This is a genomic window from Pseudomonas sp. HMWF021 (assembly GCF_003061005.1).
Classification (GTDB): Bacteria; Pseudomonadota; Gammaproteobacteria; order Pseudomonadales; family Pseudomonadaceae; genus Aquipseudomonas.
This window is the reverse complement of sequence record NZ_QAIK01000052.1, coordinates 42,249-59,999: the sequence shown is the minus strand read 5'-3', so window position 1 is coordinate 59,999 and position 17,751 is coordinate 42,249. Positions and strand designations below refer to the sequence as shown.

Annotated in this window: 14 protein-coding genes and 2 pseudogenes; 1 reads left to right on the top strand and 15 read right to left on the bottom strand. The window is 61.3% G+C overall.

Annotated elements, in window-relative coordinates; translation table 11 throughout:
• The 12 genes and pseudogenes from DBR18_RS28875 to arnB all read right to left on the bottom strand — a co-directional run.
• A pseudogene (locus DBR18_RS28875) lies at positions 1-139 on the bottom strand (HPP family protein); the annotation flags it as partial.
• Between the two features lie 184 nt (positions 140-323).
• Complete coding sequence (locus tag DBR18_RS06825) at positions 324-1,502, bottom strand: MFS transporter (protein WP_108589778.1); 1,179 nt, start codon at positions 1,500-1,502, stop codon at positions 324-326.
• A gap of 221 nt (positions 1,503-1,723) precedes the next feature.
• On the bottom strand, positions 1,724-2,242 hold the full coding sequence (locus tag DBR18_RS06820) for a GNAT family N-acetyltransferase (protein WP_108589777.1): 519 nt from the start codon (positions 2,240-2,242) through the stop codon (positions 1,724-1,726).
• An 85-nt stretch (positions 2,243-2,327) separates the two neighbouring features.
• The gene (locus tag DBR18_RS06815) at positions 2,328-3,926 is read right to left on the bottom strand and encodes a glycosyltransferase family 39 protein (RefSeq protein WP_108589776.1); all 1,599 of its coding nucleotides are present in this window, start codon (positions 3,924-3,926) and stop codon (positions 2,328-2,330) included.
• Positions 3,912-5,302: pseudogene (locus tag DBR18_RS06810) on the bottom strand (UDP-glucose/GDP-mannose dehydrogenase family protein); the annotation flags it as partial. The gene DBR18_RS06815 and the pseudogene DBR18_RS06810, both read right to left, overlap by 15 nt.
• Positions 5,299-5,712, bottom strand: coding sequence for a 4-amino-4-deoxy-L-arabinose-phosphoundecaprenol flippase subunit ArnF (gene arnF, locus DBR18_RS06805; RefSeq protein ID WP_108589774.1), 414 nt, complete (start codon positions 5,710-5,712; stop codon positions 5,299-5,301). The pseudogene DBR18_RS06810 and the gene arnF, both read right to left, overlap by 4 nt.
• Positions 5,709-6,053, bottom strand: a complete 345-nt coding sequence (gene arnE, locus DBR18_RS06800) for a 4-amino-4-deoxy-L-arabinose-phosphoundecaprenol flippase subunit ArnE (protein WP_108589773.1) — start codon at positions 6,051-6,053, stop codon at positions 5,709-5,711. The genes arnF and arnE overlap by 4 nt, the downstream gene beginning before the upstream one ends.
• Complete coding sequence (gene arnT, locus DBR18_RS06795; protein WP_108589772.1) at positions 6,050-7,699, bottom strand: lipid IV(A) 4-amino-4-deoxy-L-arabinosyltransferase; 1,650 nt, start codon at positions 7,697-7,699, stop codon at positions 6,050-6,052. Before arnT ends, arnE begins: the two co-directional genes overlap by 4 nt.
• Entirely contained in the window at positions 7,696-8,580 is an 885-nt protein-coding gene (gene arnD, locus DBR18_RS06790; protein ID WP_108589771.1) for a 4-deoxy-4-formamido-L-arabinose-phosphoundecaprenol deformylase, read from the bottom strand. The genes arnT and arnD overlap by 4 nt, the downstream gene beginning before the upstream one ends.
• Positions 8,580-10,571, bottom strand: a complete 1,992-nt coding sequence (arnA, locus tag DBR18_RS06785) for a bifunctional UDP-4-amino-4-deoxy-L-arabinose formyltransferase/UDP-glucuronic acid oxidase ArnA (protein WP_108589770.1) — start codon at positions 10,569-10,571, stop codon at positions 8,580-8,582. Before arnA ends, arnD begins: the two co-directional genes overlap by 1 nt.
• Positions 10,568-11,599, bottom strand: coding sequence for an undecaprenyl-phosphate 4-deoxy-4-formamido-L-arabinose transferase (gene arnC / locus DBR18_RS06780; protein ID WP_108589769.1), 1,032 nt, complete (start codon positions 11,597-11,599; stop codon positions 10,568-10,570). Before arnC ends, arnA begins: the two co-directional genes overlap by 4 nt.
• Positions 11,596-12,744, bottom strand: a complete 1,149-nt coding sequence (gene arnB, locus DBR18_RS06775) for a UDP-4-amino-4-deoxy-L-arabinose aminotransferase (RefSeq protein ID WP_108589768.1) — start codon at positions 12,742-12,744, stop codon at positions 11,596-11,598. Before arnB ends, arnC begins: the two co-directional genes overlap by 4 nt.
• 437 nt (positions 12,745-13,181) lie before the next feature.
• Between arnB and xerC the strand changes: the two genes are divergently transcribed.
• Entirely contained in the window at positions 13,182-14,072 is an 891-nt protein-coding gene (gene xerC / locus DBR18_RS06770) for a tyrosine recombinase XerC (RefSeq protein ID WP_108589767.1), read from the top strand.
• On the opposite strand, the gene DBR18_RS06765 is transcribed toward xerC, so the two are convergent.
• From DBR18_RS06765 to DBR18_RS06755, 3 genes are read right to left on the bottom strand one after another with little or no spacing between them, the layout of a single operon-like run.
• Positions 14,073-15,131, bottom strand: coding sequence for an ABC transporter ATP-binding protein (locus DBR18_RS06765; RefSeq protein ID WP_108589766.1), 1,059 nt, complete (start codon positions 15,129-15,131; stop codon positions 14,073-14,075). It abuts the gene before it with no gap.
• A complete protein-coding gene (locus DBR18_RS06760) occupies positions 15,128-16,723 on the bottom strand; it encodes an iron ABC transporter permease (RefSeq protein ID WP_108589806.1) in 1,596 nt (531 codons plus the stop codon). The genes DBR18_RS06765 and DBR18_RS06760 overlap by 4 nt, the downstream gene beginning before the upstream one ends.
• Before the next feature lie 3 nt (positions 16,724-16,726).
• Positions 16,727-17,740, bottom strand: coding sequence for an iron ABC transporter substrate-binding protein (locus DBR18_RS06755; RefSeq protein WP_108589765.1), 1,014 nt, complete (start codon positions 17,738-17,740; stop codon positions 16,727-16,729).
• Positions 17,741-17,751: the final 11 nt, after the last annotated feature.

Below are 17,751 nucleotides of genomic sequence, written 5' to 3'. Positions count from 1 at the left end.
CCGCCGATGCACCCAGCGGCCCGATCAGGTGGTACGCCACTTCAATGCCGAACACCTGACTGCACACCCAGACACTGATCAGCGTGCCCAGTGCCATGCCGATGGCGGCGCGGCTCCATTCGGTGGGGCGGGTGTTGATGGCGGCGGGCAACCAGCGAGCGAGCATGTGAATCGGGTCCTTGCGCTAAATTGGAGGCAAAAAAAAGGACTCGTCCGGCAATCCGGAAAGCCCTCGAAGTGTTCCAGCTATTGGGGGAGGAACGCGCACAGTGTGCCGATCAAACTCGATGCTGACAAATTCATATAAATGCAGTTTCAATGCATTATTTTTGAATTGTCGCCACGCGCCGTCCGCTGACAAAGCATAGATACCCACCCAGTGCGGCCAGTGCGCTCAAGGCGTAAAACATGCTGGGCGCCGGCGTGTGCATCAGCAGGAATCCGCACATCACCGGACTCAATGCGCCGCCCAGCGCTGCCAGATTCTGCGCACCGTAGTAACTGCCGCGCAGCTCTTCCGGGGCCAGGGTGTCGATGAAGAGGAAATCCGCCGGGTAAATGATCATCTCGCCGAGGGTGAAGATGAACATCGCCACGCACCAGCCGACGAGGCTGTCCGCCAGGCTGAAGCCGACCAGACCGACGATGAACAACGCGGTGCCGCCGGCAATCCAGAACCGCAGGTGTTCGCGCTTGAGAAAGCGCCCGATCTGGTATTGCAGCAGGATCACCGTGATCGCGTTGCAGGCGAGCAGGGCGGCCATGGTGTCGAGCGTCTGTTGCTGGGTGTGAGTCGCCAGCAGGTATTGCGACAGGTACAGGGTGAAGCGCCCGTGAACCAGAGTGCTGAGCAGGCAACCGAGGGTAAACAGGATCATCGTGCGGTCGTTTTTGAGGATGATCAGGGTTTTCAGGAAACTCTGCGGTTGACTGACCGATGCCAAAGGGTCCACTTCCCGGGAGACGCGCAGCAGCAGGAAAATGCTGCCAGCGGCAATCAGCCCGGCGACGATAAACGGCGCGGAGGGCTGCACCCCGGCAATCACCACGCCAATCATCGGGCCGACGGCGTAGCCGATATTGGTCAGTGTGTAATTCAGCGAAAACGCCTTGACCCGCTGGCCCACCGGCAGGTTTTCACTGAGCATCGCTTTGGAACAGATCAGGAACAGTGCAGAGGCGGTTTCACTGATGATCAACACCAGCGTGACCAGGTACAGATTCTGCGCGAAGCTCAGCAGCATCAGGCCGACACCGCTGGACAGCATGGTCAGGATCAACAGCTGACGCTTGTCGAGGCGGTCAATGATGTAGCCGCCGTACAGCGACAGCAGCGTGGCACTGAACACCGCGATGCCCAACAGCAGACCGACGTCCTGCGGGTTGAGGCCCAGTTTGTTGCTGAGGAACAGGGTCAGCAGCGGACTGATCAGGGCGCGACTGATGACGATGCTCAGCGAGGTGATCATCAGTCGGCGGATCAGGCGGGAGTAGGTGGCCACGAAGAGATCAATGTCCTTATTTCAGAATGCGCGGGTGAGCCTTGCCATCCTCACCGGGTCCCGCTCAGCGGTCAACCTGACACAGCGTAAATCCCCTTGTGGGAGCGGGCTTGCTCGCGAAGGGGCCGGCACATTCAGCATATTTATTAGCAGACACACTGCCTTCGCGAGCAAGTCGAATCGTCGCACCGCCGCTCCCACAGAGGGGATTTGCAGTGTTCTCAGTCTAGGGGCAGACGCATGGCGCAGCGTCGCTCGGCGGCAAAACCGTGTTCGACTTCTTTTTGCAGTGCCTCGCTCAGGTGCGCCTCAAGTCCATCCGCTGCTGCGACCACGAACCCCATCCGTTCATAGAAAGGCGCATTCCACGGCACGTCGCGAAACGTGGTCAGGGTCACGGCGTGCATGTGCTGAAGGCGGGCATGTTCAATCGCGGCCAGCACCAGTTGTCGGCCCAAGCCTTGTCCCTGAAACGCGAGGCTGACCGACAGCTCTTCAATGTGCAGCAGGTTGTTGAAATCCAGCGCGCGGATAAAACCTGCGAGTTGCGCCGAGGCATTTTCGGCGACCCAGACGTGGCCATGGTCGATGGCTTGGCGGTGCTGCGCGGCGCTTGCCACGTCAGTGTCGGCAAGCCAAGCGAGGGTCGGGTCTGTACGAAACAGCTCGGCGGCCGATCGTTCGATGGCGGGGAGGGCGGCGGCATCACGCTGCTGCGCCCGGCGTACAACAAAACTCATGATTACCAAATCCCTGTAGGAGCTGCCGCAGGCTGCGATCTTTCAAGCTTTTTCAGAAGCCCAAGATCGCAGCCTCAAGCAGTTCCTACAAGGGCTTGAGGTACAACAGCACGTAATCGTTCTTGTCGAAACGCCCGGTCAACACCGGTTGCAGGCCAGCCAGCGAGGTGCCTTGCAGCGTTTGCAGGTCCTTGCTGTCTATCATCAACCACGCCGGCCCCTTGAGCGCCTCGAGTTGCTGCACCGTCTCGGTGAATTGCGGTTGCAGATCCTGCTCGACGTTGACCATGAACTTGATCGCCTTGGCGTCCTTGCCCATGCCATGCAGTACCAGCGGTGCCGGATTGGCCTGTACCTGCGCAAAGGCAGCGCGACTGAATGCCTGCGTGTCGTACAGACGCCGCTCCACCGGTTCGAACACGGCGGCATACACCGTCCACAGTGCCAGTACCGAGCACAGCGCCAACACCTCGGCACGCCAGCGCGGGATCACCAACCGCGACAAGGCGAGCAATTGCAGAGCGCCGAGTACAACCAGCATCAGGGTGAGACCGTTCAGATGCTCGGGAAACCGGCGCCTGGCAACCAGCAGAGCCACCATCAACAAGCCCGGCGTCACCAGCCAGATACCTTGAGTCACCCCACGCAATACCCGGAACACTCGCCCGTGCAGCACCTGGAACGGATACGCCGCAATGATCGCCGCCATCGGCAACATCGGCAGCAGGTAACGCGCCTTCTTCGCCTGCGGAATCGACAGGCCGACCATGACGATCAACCCGGCAGCCGCGCAATATTGCACCAGACGCAACGCTGGCCCGCGCTGATGGGGTTTGCTCAGCCAGGTCGCCGCCAACGCCAGGATCGCCAGCGGATACGCCAGCGCGTAGTTGCCCAGGGAACTGGTGAAGTAATACAGCGAACCGCTGACGCCTTCACTGCCGTCCATGCGCCCCATGAACTGCATGCGGATCACGTCCTGCAGGAAGCTTTCGCCCCCGCTGAGCTTTGCCAGCCACAACAGCAAACCGACGCACACGGCGAGCAGGATCGACGCCAGCACACCGAACACCAGCAGGCGTTTCCACTCACGGTTGAGCAGGTAATAACTGCAGAGCATGCCGGTCGGTACCACCAGGCCGATGGGCCCGCGGATTCCGAAGCCCAACAGCAACAGGACGAAGATCAACGGCCAGCGAGGGCCGGAACCGAAGTGGTCACGCGCGTAACCCAGGTAAAACACCGACAACGCCACGGCGGCGAGCATCAGGTCCTGCGATACGGCGCGCACTTCGGTGACGAAGGTGCTGGTGAGCAACAGCAGCGCGATGCTGATCAACGCCCAGCGCTGCGAATGCACCGCCAGCAAGCGGTACATCAACGTCACGATCACGCCGCCGGCGATGGCACTGGGCAGCCACGCGGTCAAGGTGTTGACCGCACCGAAGGGCAGCGACAACAGCCAGATGAACAGCGTCGAGAGCGCCGAATAGTCGGCGTACGGCTGGCCGTAGGTGGTCGGGAAAACGCTTGGCCCGTGTCGCAACATCTCCTGGGCAAACAGTACGAAGCGTGAGTCAAAGCCAATGGGAGCCTGTCCGTAAACCCCGGCGATGAACAGCAACAGCGCCAGCAGCCCTGCGATCAGGGACTGCCGGCGGATGACAGGCGACAACGTGATCAAGCGACGTGCGCAGTGTTGGGCCACTGCTGCAGCGGCATCGGCAGTTTGCGCGAATCGCCACGGCCGATCGGGAAGTACTTGAAGCCGTTGCGCGCCAGACGCTCGGCGTCGTACAGGTTGCGGCCGTCGAAGATTACCGGGGCTTTCAGGCGTTGCTGGATCAGATCGAAATCCGGCGCCTTGAACTGCTGCCATTCGGTGCAGATGATCAGCGCGTCGGAACCGGCCAACACCGATTCCGGAGTGCCCATCAGCATCAGTTTTTCTTCGTTCGGGTACAGATGCTGGGTTTCCTGCATCGCTTCCGGGTCGAACGCGCGCACACTGGCGCCGGCAGCGAACAGCGAGTCGAGCAGCACGCGGCTTGGCGCGTCGCGCATGTCGTCGGTGTTCGGCTTGAACGCCAGGCCCCACAGGGCAAAGGTCTTGCCGCGCAGATCACCTTTGTAGAAGGCGTTGATGCGGTCGAACAGCTTGTGCTTCTGCCGCTCGTTGATCGCTTCGACCGCTTGCAGCAGGTCGCTGGAGCAATGTGCCTGCTCGGCACTGTGGATCAGCGCGCGCATGTCTTTGGGGAAGCACGAGCCGCCATAACCGCAGCCCGGGTAGATGAAGTGATAACCGATGCGCGTATCGGCGCCGATGCCCTGACGCACCGATTCGATGTCGGCGCCCAGGTGTTCGGCCAGTTCGGCGATCTGGTTGATGAAGCTGATCTTGGTCGCCAGCATGCAGTTGGCGGCGTATTTGGTCAGCTCGGCGCTGCGCAGGTCCATGAACATGATGCGGTCATGGTTGCGGTTGAACGGCGAGTACAGGTCGCGCATCACATCCTGCACTTCGTCACCTTCGCAGCCGATGACGATGCGGTCGGGACGACGGCAGTCGGACACCGCCGAACCTTCCTTGAGGAATTCCGGGTTGGAGACGATATCGAACTGCAGTTCACGACCGGCCTTGTCCAGCGCGGCCTGGATGTGCGCACGCAGGGTGTCGCCGGTGCCGACCGGTACGGTGGATTTCTCCACCAGAATCAGCGGCTGCTCACGGTGGCGCGCCACGGCGTCACCCACCGACAGCACGTATTTCAGATCGGCCGAGCCGTCATCGCTGGACGGCGTACCCACGGCGATGAACGCCACGCGACCGTGCTGCACGGCGAGTTTTTCATCGGAGGTGAAATGCAGGCGACTGGAGTCCAGGCCTTCGCGCACCAGGCTCGACAGGCCCGGTTCGAAAATGCTGACGTGACCCTGGCGCAGCAGTTCGACTTTCTTCTGATCGATGTCCATGCACACGACGTCGTGACCGACTTCGGCCAACACGGCGGCCTGCACCAGGCCGACATAACCGCTACCAAATACTGTGATTTTCATGGAGCACTCCTGAATTCGGGCGCACGAGACGGACGAGTGTTAATAGTGATGACCCCGAGCATGACCAGTGCCACGCCCAGTGATTTCGTAAAACTGAAGGATTCGTTGAACAGCGGCAGACTGGCCGCCAGCAGATAAACCAGTGCGTAACTGATGCTCAGCAGCGAATAAGCCCGCCCGAGTGGCAGATCGCGCAGCGCCGCGAGCCAGCAGAGCATCGACAGGGCGTAGGCGAAAATCGCCGCCAGCACCACGGCCAATGCCGCCAGATCAACGCTGCCGGCGCTCAGCGCCGCCAGCCATTGTTCCGGTTGCGGCAGGCGCGTCATGCTCCAGCGCATACCCAGTTGCGCGCCACTGACCAGCCCGACGCTGGCCAGGGCAAAACCGATACCGCGTGCCTGACTCATGACTGTTGCCCCAGCAAGACCACACCGCCGATCACCAGCGCCACGCCCAGCCAATGCTGGCGGTCGATTGGCTCGCGAAAGACAAACCGTGCAATCAGCGTGATCAGCACAAAGTTGAGGCTGAGCATCGGGTAAGCGATGCCCACTTCAAGCCGCTGCAACACCAGCAACCAGACCAGCAGCCCGCTGCCCAGCGCAATCAGCGCCAGCCACAACCACGGCGAACGCAATTTGTCGGCCCAGGACGAGTCGACTCCGCGCCAGCTCTCCACCGCGTATTTCTGCGCAACCTGACCCAGGCAGGTCAGCAGGCATGCCGTCAGCAGCAGAATCCAGCTCATGACGGATCCTTGGGCAGAACCATGATCACCAGGTTGCCCGATTCGTAGCGGGTGCCGTCCTTGGGCAGCAGGTCGACTTCGTGCAACTCGTCATCGCCCTTGACCCGCATGACCACACCGACCGAACCGGTACGACGGGCATCACGCACCCAGGCTTGCACCTTGTCGGTGGTGATCCGCTGCTCGGCGCCTTCGGGGTAGGACAGGCCGTATTTCAACTCACCCACGGTGTTGTACAACGCGACATTGGGCCGTTGCAGACGCCAGGCCAGCGCGGAAGCAGCGCCCAGATCGTTGCTCAACAAGTGTGTGGTGTCGGACAGCTCGTCCATGTGATGCAGGATGAACTGGTCCGGGGTCTTGTTGGCCACCACCGATTTGGGCAATGCCGCCGGCAGGATCCCGGCCAGCAACAGACTGCCCAGCGCCGGTGCGGCCCAGCATTGCAACGGCAGGAACGCTTGCGCCAGGTTGGCGATGATCCAGCCGATCAGGGCAATGAACACCAGCACCAGGCTGTGCAGCTCATGGTCGTACACCGGTTTTTTCAGTTGCAGATAAACCAGCGCAATCAGCAGCACAATGCCCAGCAGCAGATTGAGCAGGCCGTTGATGCTCAAGGCACGGCCCTGTTCCAGACGCAACCGGTCCGCCAGCGCATTGCCCAGCAGCAATGCCATCGGCAGCAGGCAAGGCAGGATGTAGGTCGGCAGCTTGCCGTTGCTCAGGCTGAAAAACAGCAGCGGCATCAGCAGCCACAGCAGCAGGAAGGCAATGGTCGGTTGCGCGCGGGTTTGCCAGGCTTGCTTGAAGCTGGCCGGCAACAGACCGACCCACGGCAAGCTGAACGCCACCAGCAGCGGCAGATAGAACCACCATGGTGAGTCATGCTGGGCATCGTCGCCGGCAAAACGACGGATATGTTCATGCCAGAAGAAGAACCGCCAGTAGTCCGGTTCATGGGAATGAACCGCCAGTGCCCACGGCAGGCTGACCGCAATCGCCACGACAATCGCTACAGGACCGAACACCAGCAGTTCACGCCAGCGCTTTTGCCAGAGCATCCACGGCAAAGCGATCAGCACCGGCAACGCCCAGGCCAGAAAGCCCTTGGTCATGAACCCCATGCCGCAGGCCAGCCCCAATACCGCCCAACCTGCGAAGCGTTGCCCGCCAGTGCGGCTGTCCAGGGCAAACCACAACGCCACGAGACTCAGGTTGACCCAGAAGGTGAATTGCGGATCGAGGTTGGCGTAACCGGCCTGACCGGCAACCACGGTGAAGCTCATGTAGAGCAGGGCGCAGACCAGGCTCTTGCGTGGGTCGTTCCATAACCGGCGAGCGATCAGGTAACCCAGCAATACACTCAAGCCCGTGCTCAGCGCCGAGGCGAAACGCACGCCGAACAGGTTCTGTCCGAACAGCTCCTGCCCGATGGCGATCATCCAGTAGCCGGCAATCGGTTTTTCGAAGTAACGCAAACCCATGAAGTGTGGCGATACCCAGTCACCGCTCAGCAGCATGCTCTGGCTGATCTGCGCGTAACGGGTTTCATCGGGAATCCACAAGCCATGGGTGCCCAGCGGCAGCAGATAGGCCAGCAGGCAAAGTACTACCAGCAACGGCAATGCCCAGCGTTTGCTCATGCGCCTTGCACTCCCAGCCAGCCTTCACGGCCTTCGAGCACACCGCGTTGAACGCGGCCCACGGGCAAGGTGTTGAAAAACTCGGGCAACAAGTCGCCCAGCGGTTTGAAGTCAATGTTGCGCTGGCGTGCATCGGCCAGCAATTGACGAAAGTCCTGAGCCATCAGAATCCCTTCTACTTCGGCATGAATGGTATAGACGTTGAGTGCTTGCTGGCGAAACCGGTCGAGGATGAAGGCGTTGAAATCGCTGGCAGCCACGGTCGGGCCGACGACCTCATCGAAGGTCGGCAGGTCCACTGGAATCTGCGGCGTCCCCGGCGTGCCATCAGCCAGCAGCGGACGGAACAGGCTTTGCCCGCGGCAATCGCTGTTGTAGCGAAAGCCGAAGGCCTGTTTAGCCTCGATCACGCGCTCGTCCGCACGCCAACCGGCGGAGGCCGAGCACTGGATCTTTTCCCCGAGAATATCGCTGAGGGTGTCGACGCCCCGACGGATCTGCTCGATCAGTTGGGCCTCGCTCCAGCGCCCGGCATTGGCCTGCCAGCCATGGTGATCCCAGGCGTGCAGGCCGACTTCGTGACCGGCGTCCCGGGCCTGACGCATCAGGTGCCCGAGATCGCGACCAATCGGTTTGCCGGGCCAGGCGGTGCCGGCCAGCAGAATGTCCCAGCCGTACAGGCCGGCAGCGTTTGAACGCAGCATTTTCCAGAGGAACTGCGGGCGGATCAGGCGCCACAGATGTCGACCCATGTTGTCCGGGCCGACACTGAAGAAAAACGTTGCCTTGACCTGCGCCTCGTCGAGCATCTCCAACAGTCGTGGCACACCTTCACGGGTGCCACGGTAGGTGTCGACATCGATACGAAGACCTGCCTGCATTACTTCTTGTCCGCGATTTCGAGCATGGCTTCACGCAGGAAGAAGTCCAGGGTGTTGCCGATGGTTTCGCGCATTTCCACGGTCGGCTCCCAGTTCAGCAGGCGCTTGGCGTTGGCGATGCTTGGCTTGCGGTGTTCCACGTCCTGGTAACCGGCGCCGTAGAACGCCTTGCTTTCCACGTCGCGGAAACCGGCGAACGGCGGGAAGTTGTGGCGCAGCGGGTGCGCTTCGAACTGACGCAGCAGCTCTTCGCCCAACTGACGGATGCTGGCTTCGTTGTCCGGGTTGCCGATGTTGATGATCTGGCCGTTGCAGGCGTCGTTGTCGTTATCGATGATCCGCGCCAGTGCCTCAACGCCGTCAGCGATGTCAGTGAAGCAACGCTTCTGCTCGCCACCGTCGAACAGACGGATTGGCGTGCCTTCCACCAGATTGAGGATCAGTTGGGTGATGGCGCGGGAGCTGCCGATACGCGCCGAATCCAGACGGTCCAGACGCGGGCCCATCCAGTTGAACGGACGGAACAGGGTGAAGTTCAGGCCTTTGGCGCCGTAAGCCCAGATCACGCGGTCCAGCAGTTGCTTGGAGACCGAGTAGATCCAGCGCTGCTTGTTGATCGGGCCGACGATCAGGTTCGAGCTGTCTTCGTCGAAGTTCTTGTCCTGGCACATGCCATAGACTTCGGAGGTCGACGGGAAGATCACGCGTTTGTTGTACTTGACGCAGTAGCGAACCAGCTTGAGGTTTTCCTCGAAGTCCAGTTCGAATACGCGCAGCGGGTTGCGGGTGTATTCGATCGGGGTGGCGATGGCTACCAGTGGCAGAACCACGTCGCACTTCTTGATGTGGTACTCGATCCACTCGGAGTGAATGCTGATGTCACCCTCGACGAAGTGGAAGTGCGGGTGGCTGCGCAGACGGTCGATGGCGTCGGAGCCGATGTCCAGACCGTAGACTTCGTAGCGGTCGTCACGCAGCAGGCGCTCGGACAGGTGGTTACCGATGAAGCCGTTGACGCCCAGAATCAGCACGCGAGTACGACGTGGCGCACGACCGGATTCGGCACCGCGCAGCAGCGAACCGTCAACCAGACCCAGTTCGTTTGCCAGTTGCGGGCCGCTGAGGTACAGACCGTTGTCGTTGCGCTGACCGGCGTTGATCACCAGCGAGTCCTGACCGCAGGCAATGCGCAGCGGATCGACGCTGATCACGCGGCCTGGTGCCTGGCCTTCGTTGCCCTTGACGACGTCGGCGCTCCAGACGATCAGCTTGTGCTCACCCACGGCGCAGAAAGCGCCCGGGTACGGACGAGTCACGGCGCGCACCAGGTTGAACAGTTCTTCGGCCGGTTTGGCCCAGACCAGTTTGCCGTCCGCCGGGGTGCGACGACCGAACACGGTGGCTTTCGATTCGTCCTGCGGGGTTTCGGTGATCTTGCCTTGCAGCATGTTCGGCAGGGTGTCGCGCAGCAGGTCGCTGGCGGCAGTGCGCAGTTTGGCGTGCAGGGTCAGACCGGTGTCGCTGCGCTCGATGGCAACGCGTTGCTGGGCAACGATGGCGCCGGCATCAGCGCGCTTGACCATGCGGTGCAGGGTGACGCCGGTTTCGGTTTCGCCATTGACCAGCACCCAGTTCGCCGGAGCGCGACCGCGGTAGCGTGGCAGCAGCGAACCGTGCAGGTTGAACGCGCCTTTTTTGGCCAGGGCCAGCAGTGGCTCGCTCAGCAGGTTGCGGTAGTAGAAGGAGAAGATGTACTCCGGGTCCAGCTTGGCGATGCGCTCGATCCACAGCGGGTGGTTGGCGTCTTCCGGCGCGTGTACCGGGATGCCTTTGTTGGCGCACAGCTGTGCAACCGACGCGTAGAACGCATTTTCTTTCGGATCGTCGGCGTGAGTGAACACTGCTGCAATGTCATAGCCGCTGTTGAGCAGGGCTTCAATGCCGGCGCAGCCAATATCGTGGTAGGCGAAGACAACAGTTTTTGCACTCATGAGAGAACCTGATCGGAAGTAGAAGAAGTAGCGGTAGAGGAAAGACCATCAACGGTGACGGCAGGGACCGGAGTGGCCGGCTGGCTGCGCAGCACCTTTTCGATGAAGAAGCGTGGGCGGGCGCGGACATCGCTGTACATGCGGCCCAGGTATTCACCCAGCAGCCCCATGCCGATGAACTGGCCACCGGTGAACACGAACAGTACGGCGAACAGCACGAACATGCCGTCACCGGCCCAACCGGCACCGAACGCCAGGCGCAAAACGATCAGCGCGACGGCGAACAGCACACCCAGCCCGGCCATGGCGAAGCCGACGATGCTCAGCAAACGCAACGGAGTGGTGGTCATGCAGGTGATCAGGTCGAACATCAGGTTGATCAGGCGCATCGGGCTGTATTTCGAGTCGCCGTGTTCACGCTCGGCGTGGGCCACGACGATTTCGGTGGTGTGGCGGGCGAAGCTGTTGGCCAGGATCGGGATGAACGTGCTGCGTTCGCGGCAGGCGAGCATCGCGTCGATGATGGTGCGGCGGTAGGCGCGCAGCATGCAGCCGTAGTCGCTCATGGCGACGCCGGTAGAACGCTGCACCGCAAGGTTGATCAGCTTCGACGGATAACGGCGCAGCGCCGAGTCCTGACGATTGCCGCGCACGGTGCCGACCACGTCGTAACCTTTTTCGGCTTCGGCCACCAGACGCGGGATTTCTTCCGGCGGGTTCTGCAGGTCGGCGTCGAGGGTGATCACCACGTCGCCCTTGCACTGTTCGAAACCGGCCATGATCGCGGCGTGCTGACCGTAGTTGCGGTTGAGGATGACCGCCACGAACGGGCTGTTCTCACGTCCGGCGGCTTCTTCAAGCATGTTGGCCGACTCGTCGCGGCTGCCGTCGTCGACCAGCACGATTTCGAAGTCGTGATGCAACTGGCGGCAGGCCGCTTCGGTGCGACGCAGCAGCTCGGGCAGGCTTTCCTGTTCGTTGTAGACCGGGATGACGATCGACACGCTACGGATTGGATAAGGTTTCACAGGCGTTTTTCCATGATTTGAGCGATGGCACCGACAACGCGATCAAGGTCTTGACCGGTCATGTCGGGGAACAGCGGAATCGAGCAAAGCCGCGCCGAGTTCCATTCGGTGTTGGGCAGGTACAGGTCGGGGTCACGCTGGCGATACCAGGTGTGCAGGTGGGTGGCAATGAAGTGGATACCGGTGCCGATGCCCTGATCCTGCAAATCCTTCATGAAGGCTTCGCGATCCATGCCGCAGCGCTCGCTGTCGATGCGCAGGATGAACAGGTGCCAGGCGTGTTGCTGGGCGTAGTCGGGCAAGGCCAGCGGCTGCACCGGCAGGCCTTCGAATTTTTGCAGATAGGCCGTAGCCAGTTCGGTGCGGCGGGCATTTATTTCGTCCAGACGCTGCAGCTGCACCAAAGCAATCGCGGCGTTGATGTCGGCCAGGTTGTACTTGAAGCCCGGTTCCATCACTTGCGCCTGCGGCTTGCGGCCACCGGTCAGACGGTCATAGGCGTCAACGCCCAGGCCGTGGAATTTGAGCATGCGCACGCGGCTGGCGAGGGCTTCGTCGTCGGTGACGAACATCGCGCCTTCGGCACAGGTCATGTTCTTGATCGCGTGGAACGAGAAGATCGCCGTGCCTTGCGAACCGACGTGACGGCCCTTGTAGCGGGTGCCGGCAGCGTGGGCGGCGTCTTCGATGACCGGAATGCCGTGCTTGTCAGCCAGGGCATACAGCGGATCGAGATCGAATGCGGCGCCGGCATAGTGCACCGGGATGATCGCTTTGGTTCGCGGGGTAATGGCCGCTTCGATGCGTGCAGCGTCGGTCATCAGCGTGTCGCGGTCGACGTCGACGAACACCGGTTTGGCGCCGAGCAGGGAGATCATGTTGGCGGTCGAGACCCAAGTCTGCGACGGGGTGATGACTTCGTCGCCCGGGCCGATGCCCAGCGCGAGCAGGGTGATGTGCATCCCGCCGGTGGCCGAAGACAAGGCCACCGCGTGCTTGCAACCCACGTACTGCGCAAACTGCTCTTCGAGTGCCTGGTTTTTCGGCCCCGTGGTAATCCAGCCCGAGCGCAACACCTGCTCGACAGCGGCAATTTCCTCATCGCCAATACTCGGGCGGGAGAAGGGGAGAAACGCCTGACTCATGGGCACCTCATTGCAAAAAATAAAGGGATGGACTCATGTAACTGTTGGATCCAACCACAGCGTAGACACAGAAAAGCGCTCCTGCATCAATAACTTGGCAAAAAAAGCATGACGTCGGGGATTGATTGACTTTTCACGATTTGCCCGGCAGGTTGGGGCATAGCCACTACCGAACCTATGGGAATTAAGGTTATGCCGGTTTTTGTGAAAGGAACATGAAAAACCGGTTGGCGAATCGTTTATCTGTCACTTATACAGCCGCTGTTCAGGCTTCTGCCGTTCATCGCAGTTTTTGTCGGACAGCGCGGTCCAAGTACCTTCTTTACTTCAAGTACATTGCATTTGTTAGTTGATGTAGTGCTGTACATTTTTTACTCAAGGTTTAACGTTTGATTGATTTAGTTGCTGCAACCCCCGTCGCTCCAAAAACCAACCCGATGAGCCTGTACCTCGCGCGTTTGGCGCCTTCCAGCCAACTCACCATGCGTTATGTATTGCAGGATGCGGCCGATCGCCTGGGCTTCGAGGACATGAACGTCGAAGAAATTCCCTGGCATGCCCTGCAACCGGAAGATGTTGTTGCGCTGGTGGCGGCATTACGTGCAGACAACTACGCCCCCAACACTTCTTCGCTCTATGTGAATGCGGTACGCGGGGTCATGAATGAAGCCTGGCGCATGAGCCTGATCAGTCATGATCATCTTTTGAAGATGCGTTCGGTCAAGGGAATCGCCGGCACGCGGTTGTCCCAGGGACGCAATCTCAAGCGCACGCTGATACATGAATTGATGGAAGTCTGCGCCGCCGACCCGCGCCCGCAAGGCTTGCGCGATGCGGCAATCATCGCGTTGCTGTACGGCACCGGCATGCGCAAATCGGAATCGGTGGATCTGAACCTCGATCAGGTCGATTTCAGCGAGCGCAGCCTGTGCGTCACCGGCAAAGGCAACAAGCAGTTGATCAAATACGCGCCGGTGTGGGCGTTCAGCAAGCTCGATGCCTGGCTCGAATTGCGCCGTTCGCAGCTCAAGGAAGGCGAGAGCGACGATGCCTTCCTGTTCAACCGCATCCGCCGTGGCAGCCACATCACTCGCGAGCGCATTACCAAACACGCGATCTATTACATCGCCCGCCAGCGCGGCACGCAGGTCGGGGTGAAGATCATGCCCCACGATTTCCGTCGTTCGTTCATTACCCGGGTAATCGAAGAACACGACTTGTCGATCGCCCAGAAACTGGCGCATCACAGCAACATCCAGACCACCGCCAACTACGATGTGCGCGATGACAACGAGCGGCGGCGGGCGGTGGATCGTTTCGATCTCTGATCAGTTCAGCCCAAACACGTGCGCCGCACCGAGCACCGACAGCTGCACCGCGCTGCCGGCGGGTGGCGCGTGCATGCCGGAGCTGCGCACCAGAATCGAACGGGCCGGATCCTGAGTCGCTGATGAACTCAGTTCGACCGTCAGGGTGCAAGTATTGCCGGCGAAATCGCGGTCGGTGACCAGCGCAGGGCAGCCTTGACTGTCAGACGCCTCCTCGGCGATCTGCAATTGTTCGGGGCGCAGCATGATTTGCGCAGCACCGCTGAAGCCGTTGCTGTTCACCGCCACCTGACCGAGATCGCAATGCGCCCAACCCGCTTCGATTCGCGCCGGCAGCACCACCGCTTCGCCGAGAAAATGCGCGGTCTGTTCGTCGTCCGGATAGCGGTAAAGGTCCATCGGGTGTCCGGATTGCACCAGTCGCCCGCCGCGCATCACCGCCAATTGGTCGGCAAATGACAATGCCTCGCTCTGATCGTGAGTCACCAGAATGGTGGTGACGCCAGCGTCTTCGAGCAGGCGCGCGACCATTTTGCGCATGGCACTGCGCAGACCGGTGTCGAGGGCGGAGAACGGCTCATCCAGCAGCATCAGCCGTGGTTGCTGCGCCAGAGCGCGGGCCAGCGAGACTCGCTGTTGCTGACCACCGGACAATTCGTGAGGCCAACGGTTGGCCATGTTCGCGTCGAGGGCAACGCTGTCCATCAATTGCAGAATGCGTTGATTGCGCGCGGCACCGGTCAGCGCCAAGCCAAAACCGATGTTCGCCGCCACCGTCATGTGCGGGAACAACGCACCGTCCTGCGGGACGTAGCCGATCTGTCGTTGATAGGCCGGCACTGCGTGGCTGCGGTCAACCAGCGTCTGGCCGTTGAGGGTGAGGCTGCCGCTGTCGGGAAACTCGAACCCGGCGATCATCCGCAGCAGCGTGGTCTTGCCGGAACCGGAGGGGCCGACGATCACCGTGCGGCTGCCGGTCGGCACGTTGAGGCTGACGTCATCGAGCGCTTTTTGCGCGCCGAAGGTTTTACTGAGGTTGAGCAGTTCGAGAGCGTTCATCGGCCAGCGGTACGCCTGGATTGGTGATAGAGAATGGCCGTCAGCGGCAATGAAAGCAGGATCATCAATAGTGCGTAGGGCGCTGCGGCGGCGTAATCGATTTCGCTGGTCATGGCCCAGAAACCGGTGGCGAGGGTGCGCGTGCCGTTGGGCGCGAGCAGTAGGGTCGCGGTCAGCTCATTGGTGATTGCCAGAAACACCAGTGCTGCACCCGCCGCCGCACCGGGAGCCGCCAGTCGCACGGTGATCAGCCACAATGCGCGCACGGGTGAGCGGCCAAGGCTCTGCGCAATGTTTTCCAGCTCCACCGGGGCCTGAGCGAAACCGGCGCGCAGGCTGACCAGCGCACGCGGCAGGAACATCAGCAGGTAAGCCAGCAGCACGGTGATGGTGGTCTGGTAGATCGGCCGGGCGAAATGAATGGTCACGGTGACCAACGCCAGCGCAACGACAATGCCGGGCAGCGAACTGGTGATGTAGTTGCAGCCTTCCAGCAAGCGCTGCAGTTTGCCGGGAGAACGAATCGACAGCCACGCGATCGGAATCGCCGCCACGCTGGTCAGTACCGCACCGGCGACGCCGTAGGACAAGGTTTGCAGCAAGGCGGGCAGCAACTCGTCGCCTTGCCAGACCTGCACGCCACCGGCCACCAGCCAGCGACCCAGGGTCAGCAACGGCACGCCGAGTGCCAGCAGGCAAGTCAGAGTTTGCAGCAGCAGTGCGGCGCCTGTTGCGCCGTGACTCAAGCGCACACTGCGCTGGTCCCGGGCGCTGCCGGAGCCAACCCGGGCATAACGGGCGTTGCCACGAGCGGCGGATTCAGCGGTCAGCATCGCCAGGCAGCACAGGGCCAGAACCCCGGCGAGCATGTTGGCGGCGGGGCCGTTAAAGGTCGATTTGAACTGATCGAAGATCGCCGTGGTGAAGGTGTCGAAACGGATCATCGCGTACAAGCCGTATTCGGCCAGCAAATGCAACCCGACCAGCAAGGCGCCACCGCAGATCGCCAGGCGCAATTGCGGCAACACCACCCGAAAGAACACCGCCCACGGCTTGAGCCCTAACGATTGCGCAACGTCTTCAATCGCCGGATCGAGACGGCGCAAGGTCGCCGCAATCGGCAAATACAGAAACGGAAAATAGGCGATCACCGACACCAGCACACCGGCGGGCAGACCGTGGATCGATGGAATCAGGCTAACCCACGCGTAACTGTGGACGAACGCGGGCACGGCCAGCGGGGCGACCGCCAGCAATGACCACAGACGCCGCCCGGGCAGGTTGCTGCGCTCGGTCAGCCAGGCCAGCGTCGTACCGAGCACGATGCACAGGGGCAGGGTGATCAACACCAGCAGCACAGTGTTGACCAGCAATTCGCCAACCCGTGGGCGAAACACCAAGGTTTCGATGGTCGCCCAGCCGGTGTACCACGACACGCCGATCACGAACGCGATCGGAAGCAGTGACAGCAATGACACCAGCACCGCCGAGGTCACTACCCACGAACCGCCGCGCCCGCTAACGGCGCGGGGCGGGTGAAGGGGGTTGGCGGCGGCCGTCGCGGTGGCCTGCGCAGGCACGGTGTGTGGCATCACTCAGAGCAATCCGGCCTGGGTCATCAGCTCGACGGCTTTTTTGCTGTCGAGTGTCGACGCATCGACTTTTGGTGCATCGAGGGTTTTCAGCGGGGTCAGCTTCGGATTGGACGGCGCGTCTTTACCCACGGCGTATTCGAACGAGGTGCCGGTTTCGAGCACTTCCTGACCTTGCTTGCCGGTGATGTATTTGACGAACTTCTGCGCGTCTTCCTGATGCTTGCTCGATGCCAGGACGCCGGCACCGGAAGTGCTGACGAACGCGCCCGGATCCTGATGCTTGAAGTAGTACAGCCTGGTGTTTTTACTGTTCTCGCCGGTTTTGGACTGATCGACGAAGCTGTAATAGTGGTAGATCACGCCGCTGTCGATCTGCCCGGCGTTGACGGCCTTGAGCACTGCACTGTTGCCGCGATAGATCGTTGCGTTGGTCTTCATGCCTTTCAGCCATTCCAGCGTGGCGGCTTCGCCTTTTTGTTGCAGGACGGCGGCAACGATGGCCTGGAAGTCCGCACCGGCCGGGGAGGCGGCCCAGCGTCCTTTCCAGGCCGGGGTGGCGAGATCGAGCAGGGATTTGGGCAGGTCTTTTTCAGTCAATTTGCTCGGGTTGTAGACGAACACGGTGGAGCGCGCGGCGATGCCGACCCAATTACCGTGGGCCGGGCGGTAGGCGGCGTCAACTTGCTCCAGGGTTGCAGGCGCCACGGGGGCGAACAGTTTGGCGTTGTCCACCAGAACCATGGCCGGGGAGTTTTCGGTGAGGAATACGTCTGCCGGTGAAGCGGCGCCTTCCTGCACCAGTTGGTTGCCCATCTCGGTGTCATCGCCGTTGCGAATGGTCACCGGGATTCCGGTTTCTTCAGTGAACCCGGCCACCCAGGCCTTGGTCAGGGTTTCGTGCTGGGCGTTGTAGACCACCAGGCCCACCGAGTCGGCGGCAAATGCCTGCCCGGTGCCGAGCAACGCGGTGGCCAGCAATGCGCGCTTGAAGAAGGATGGAAGGCGTGGATTCATTCGGGCTGCTC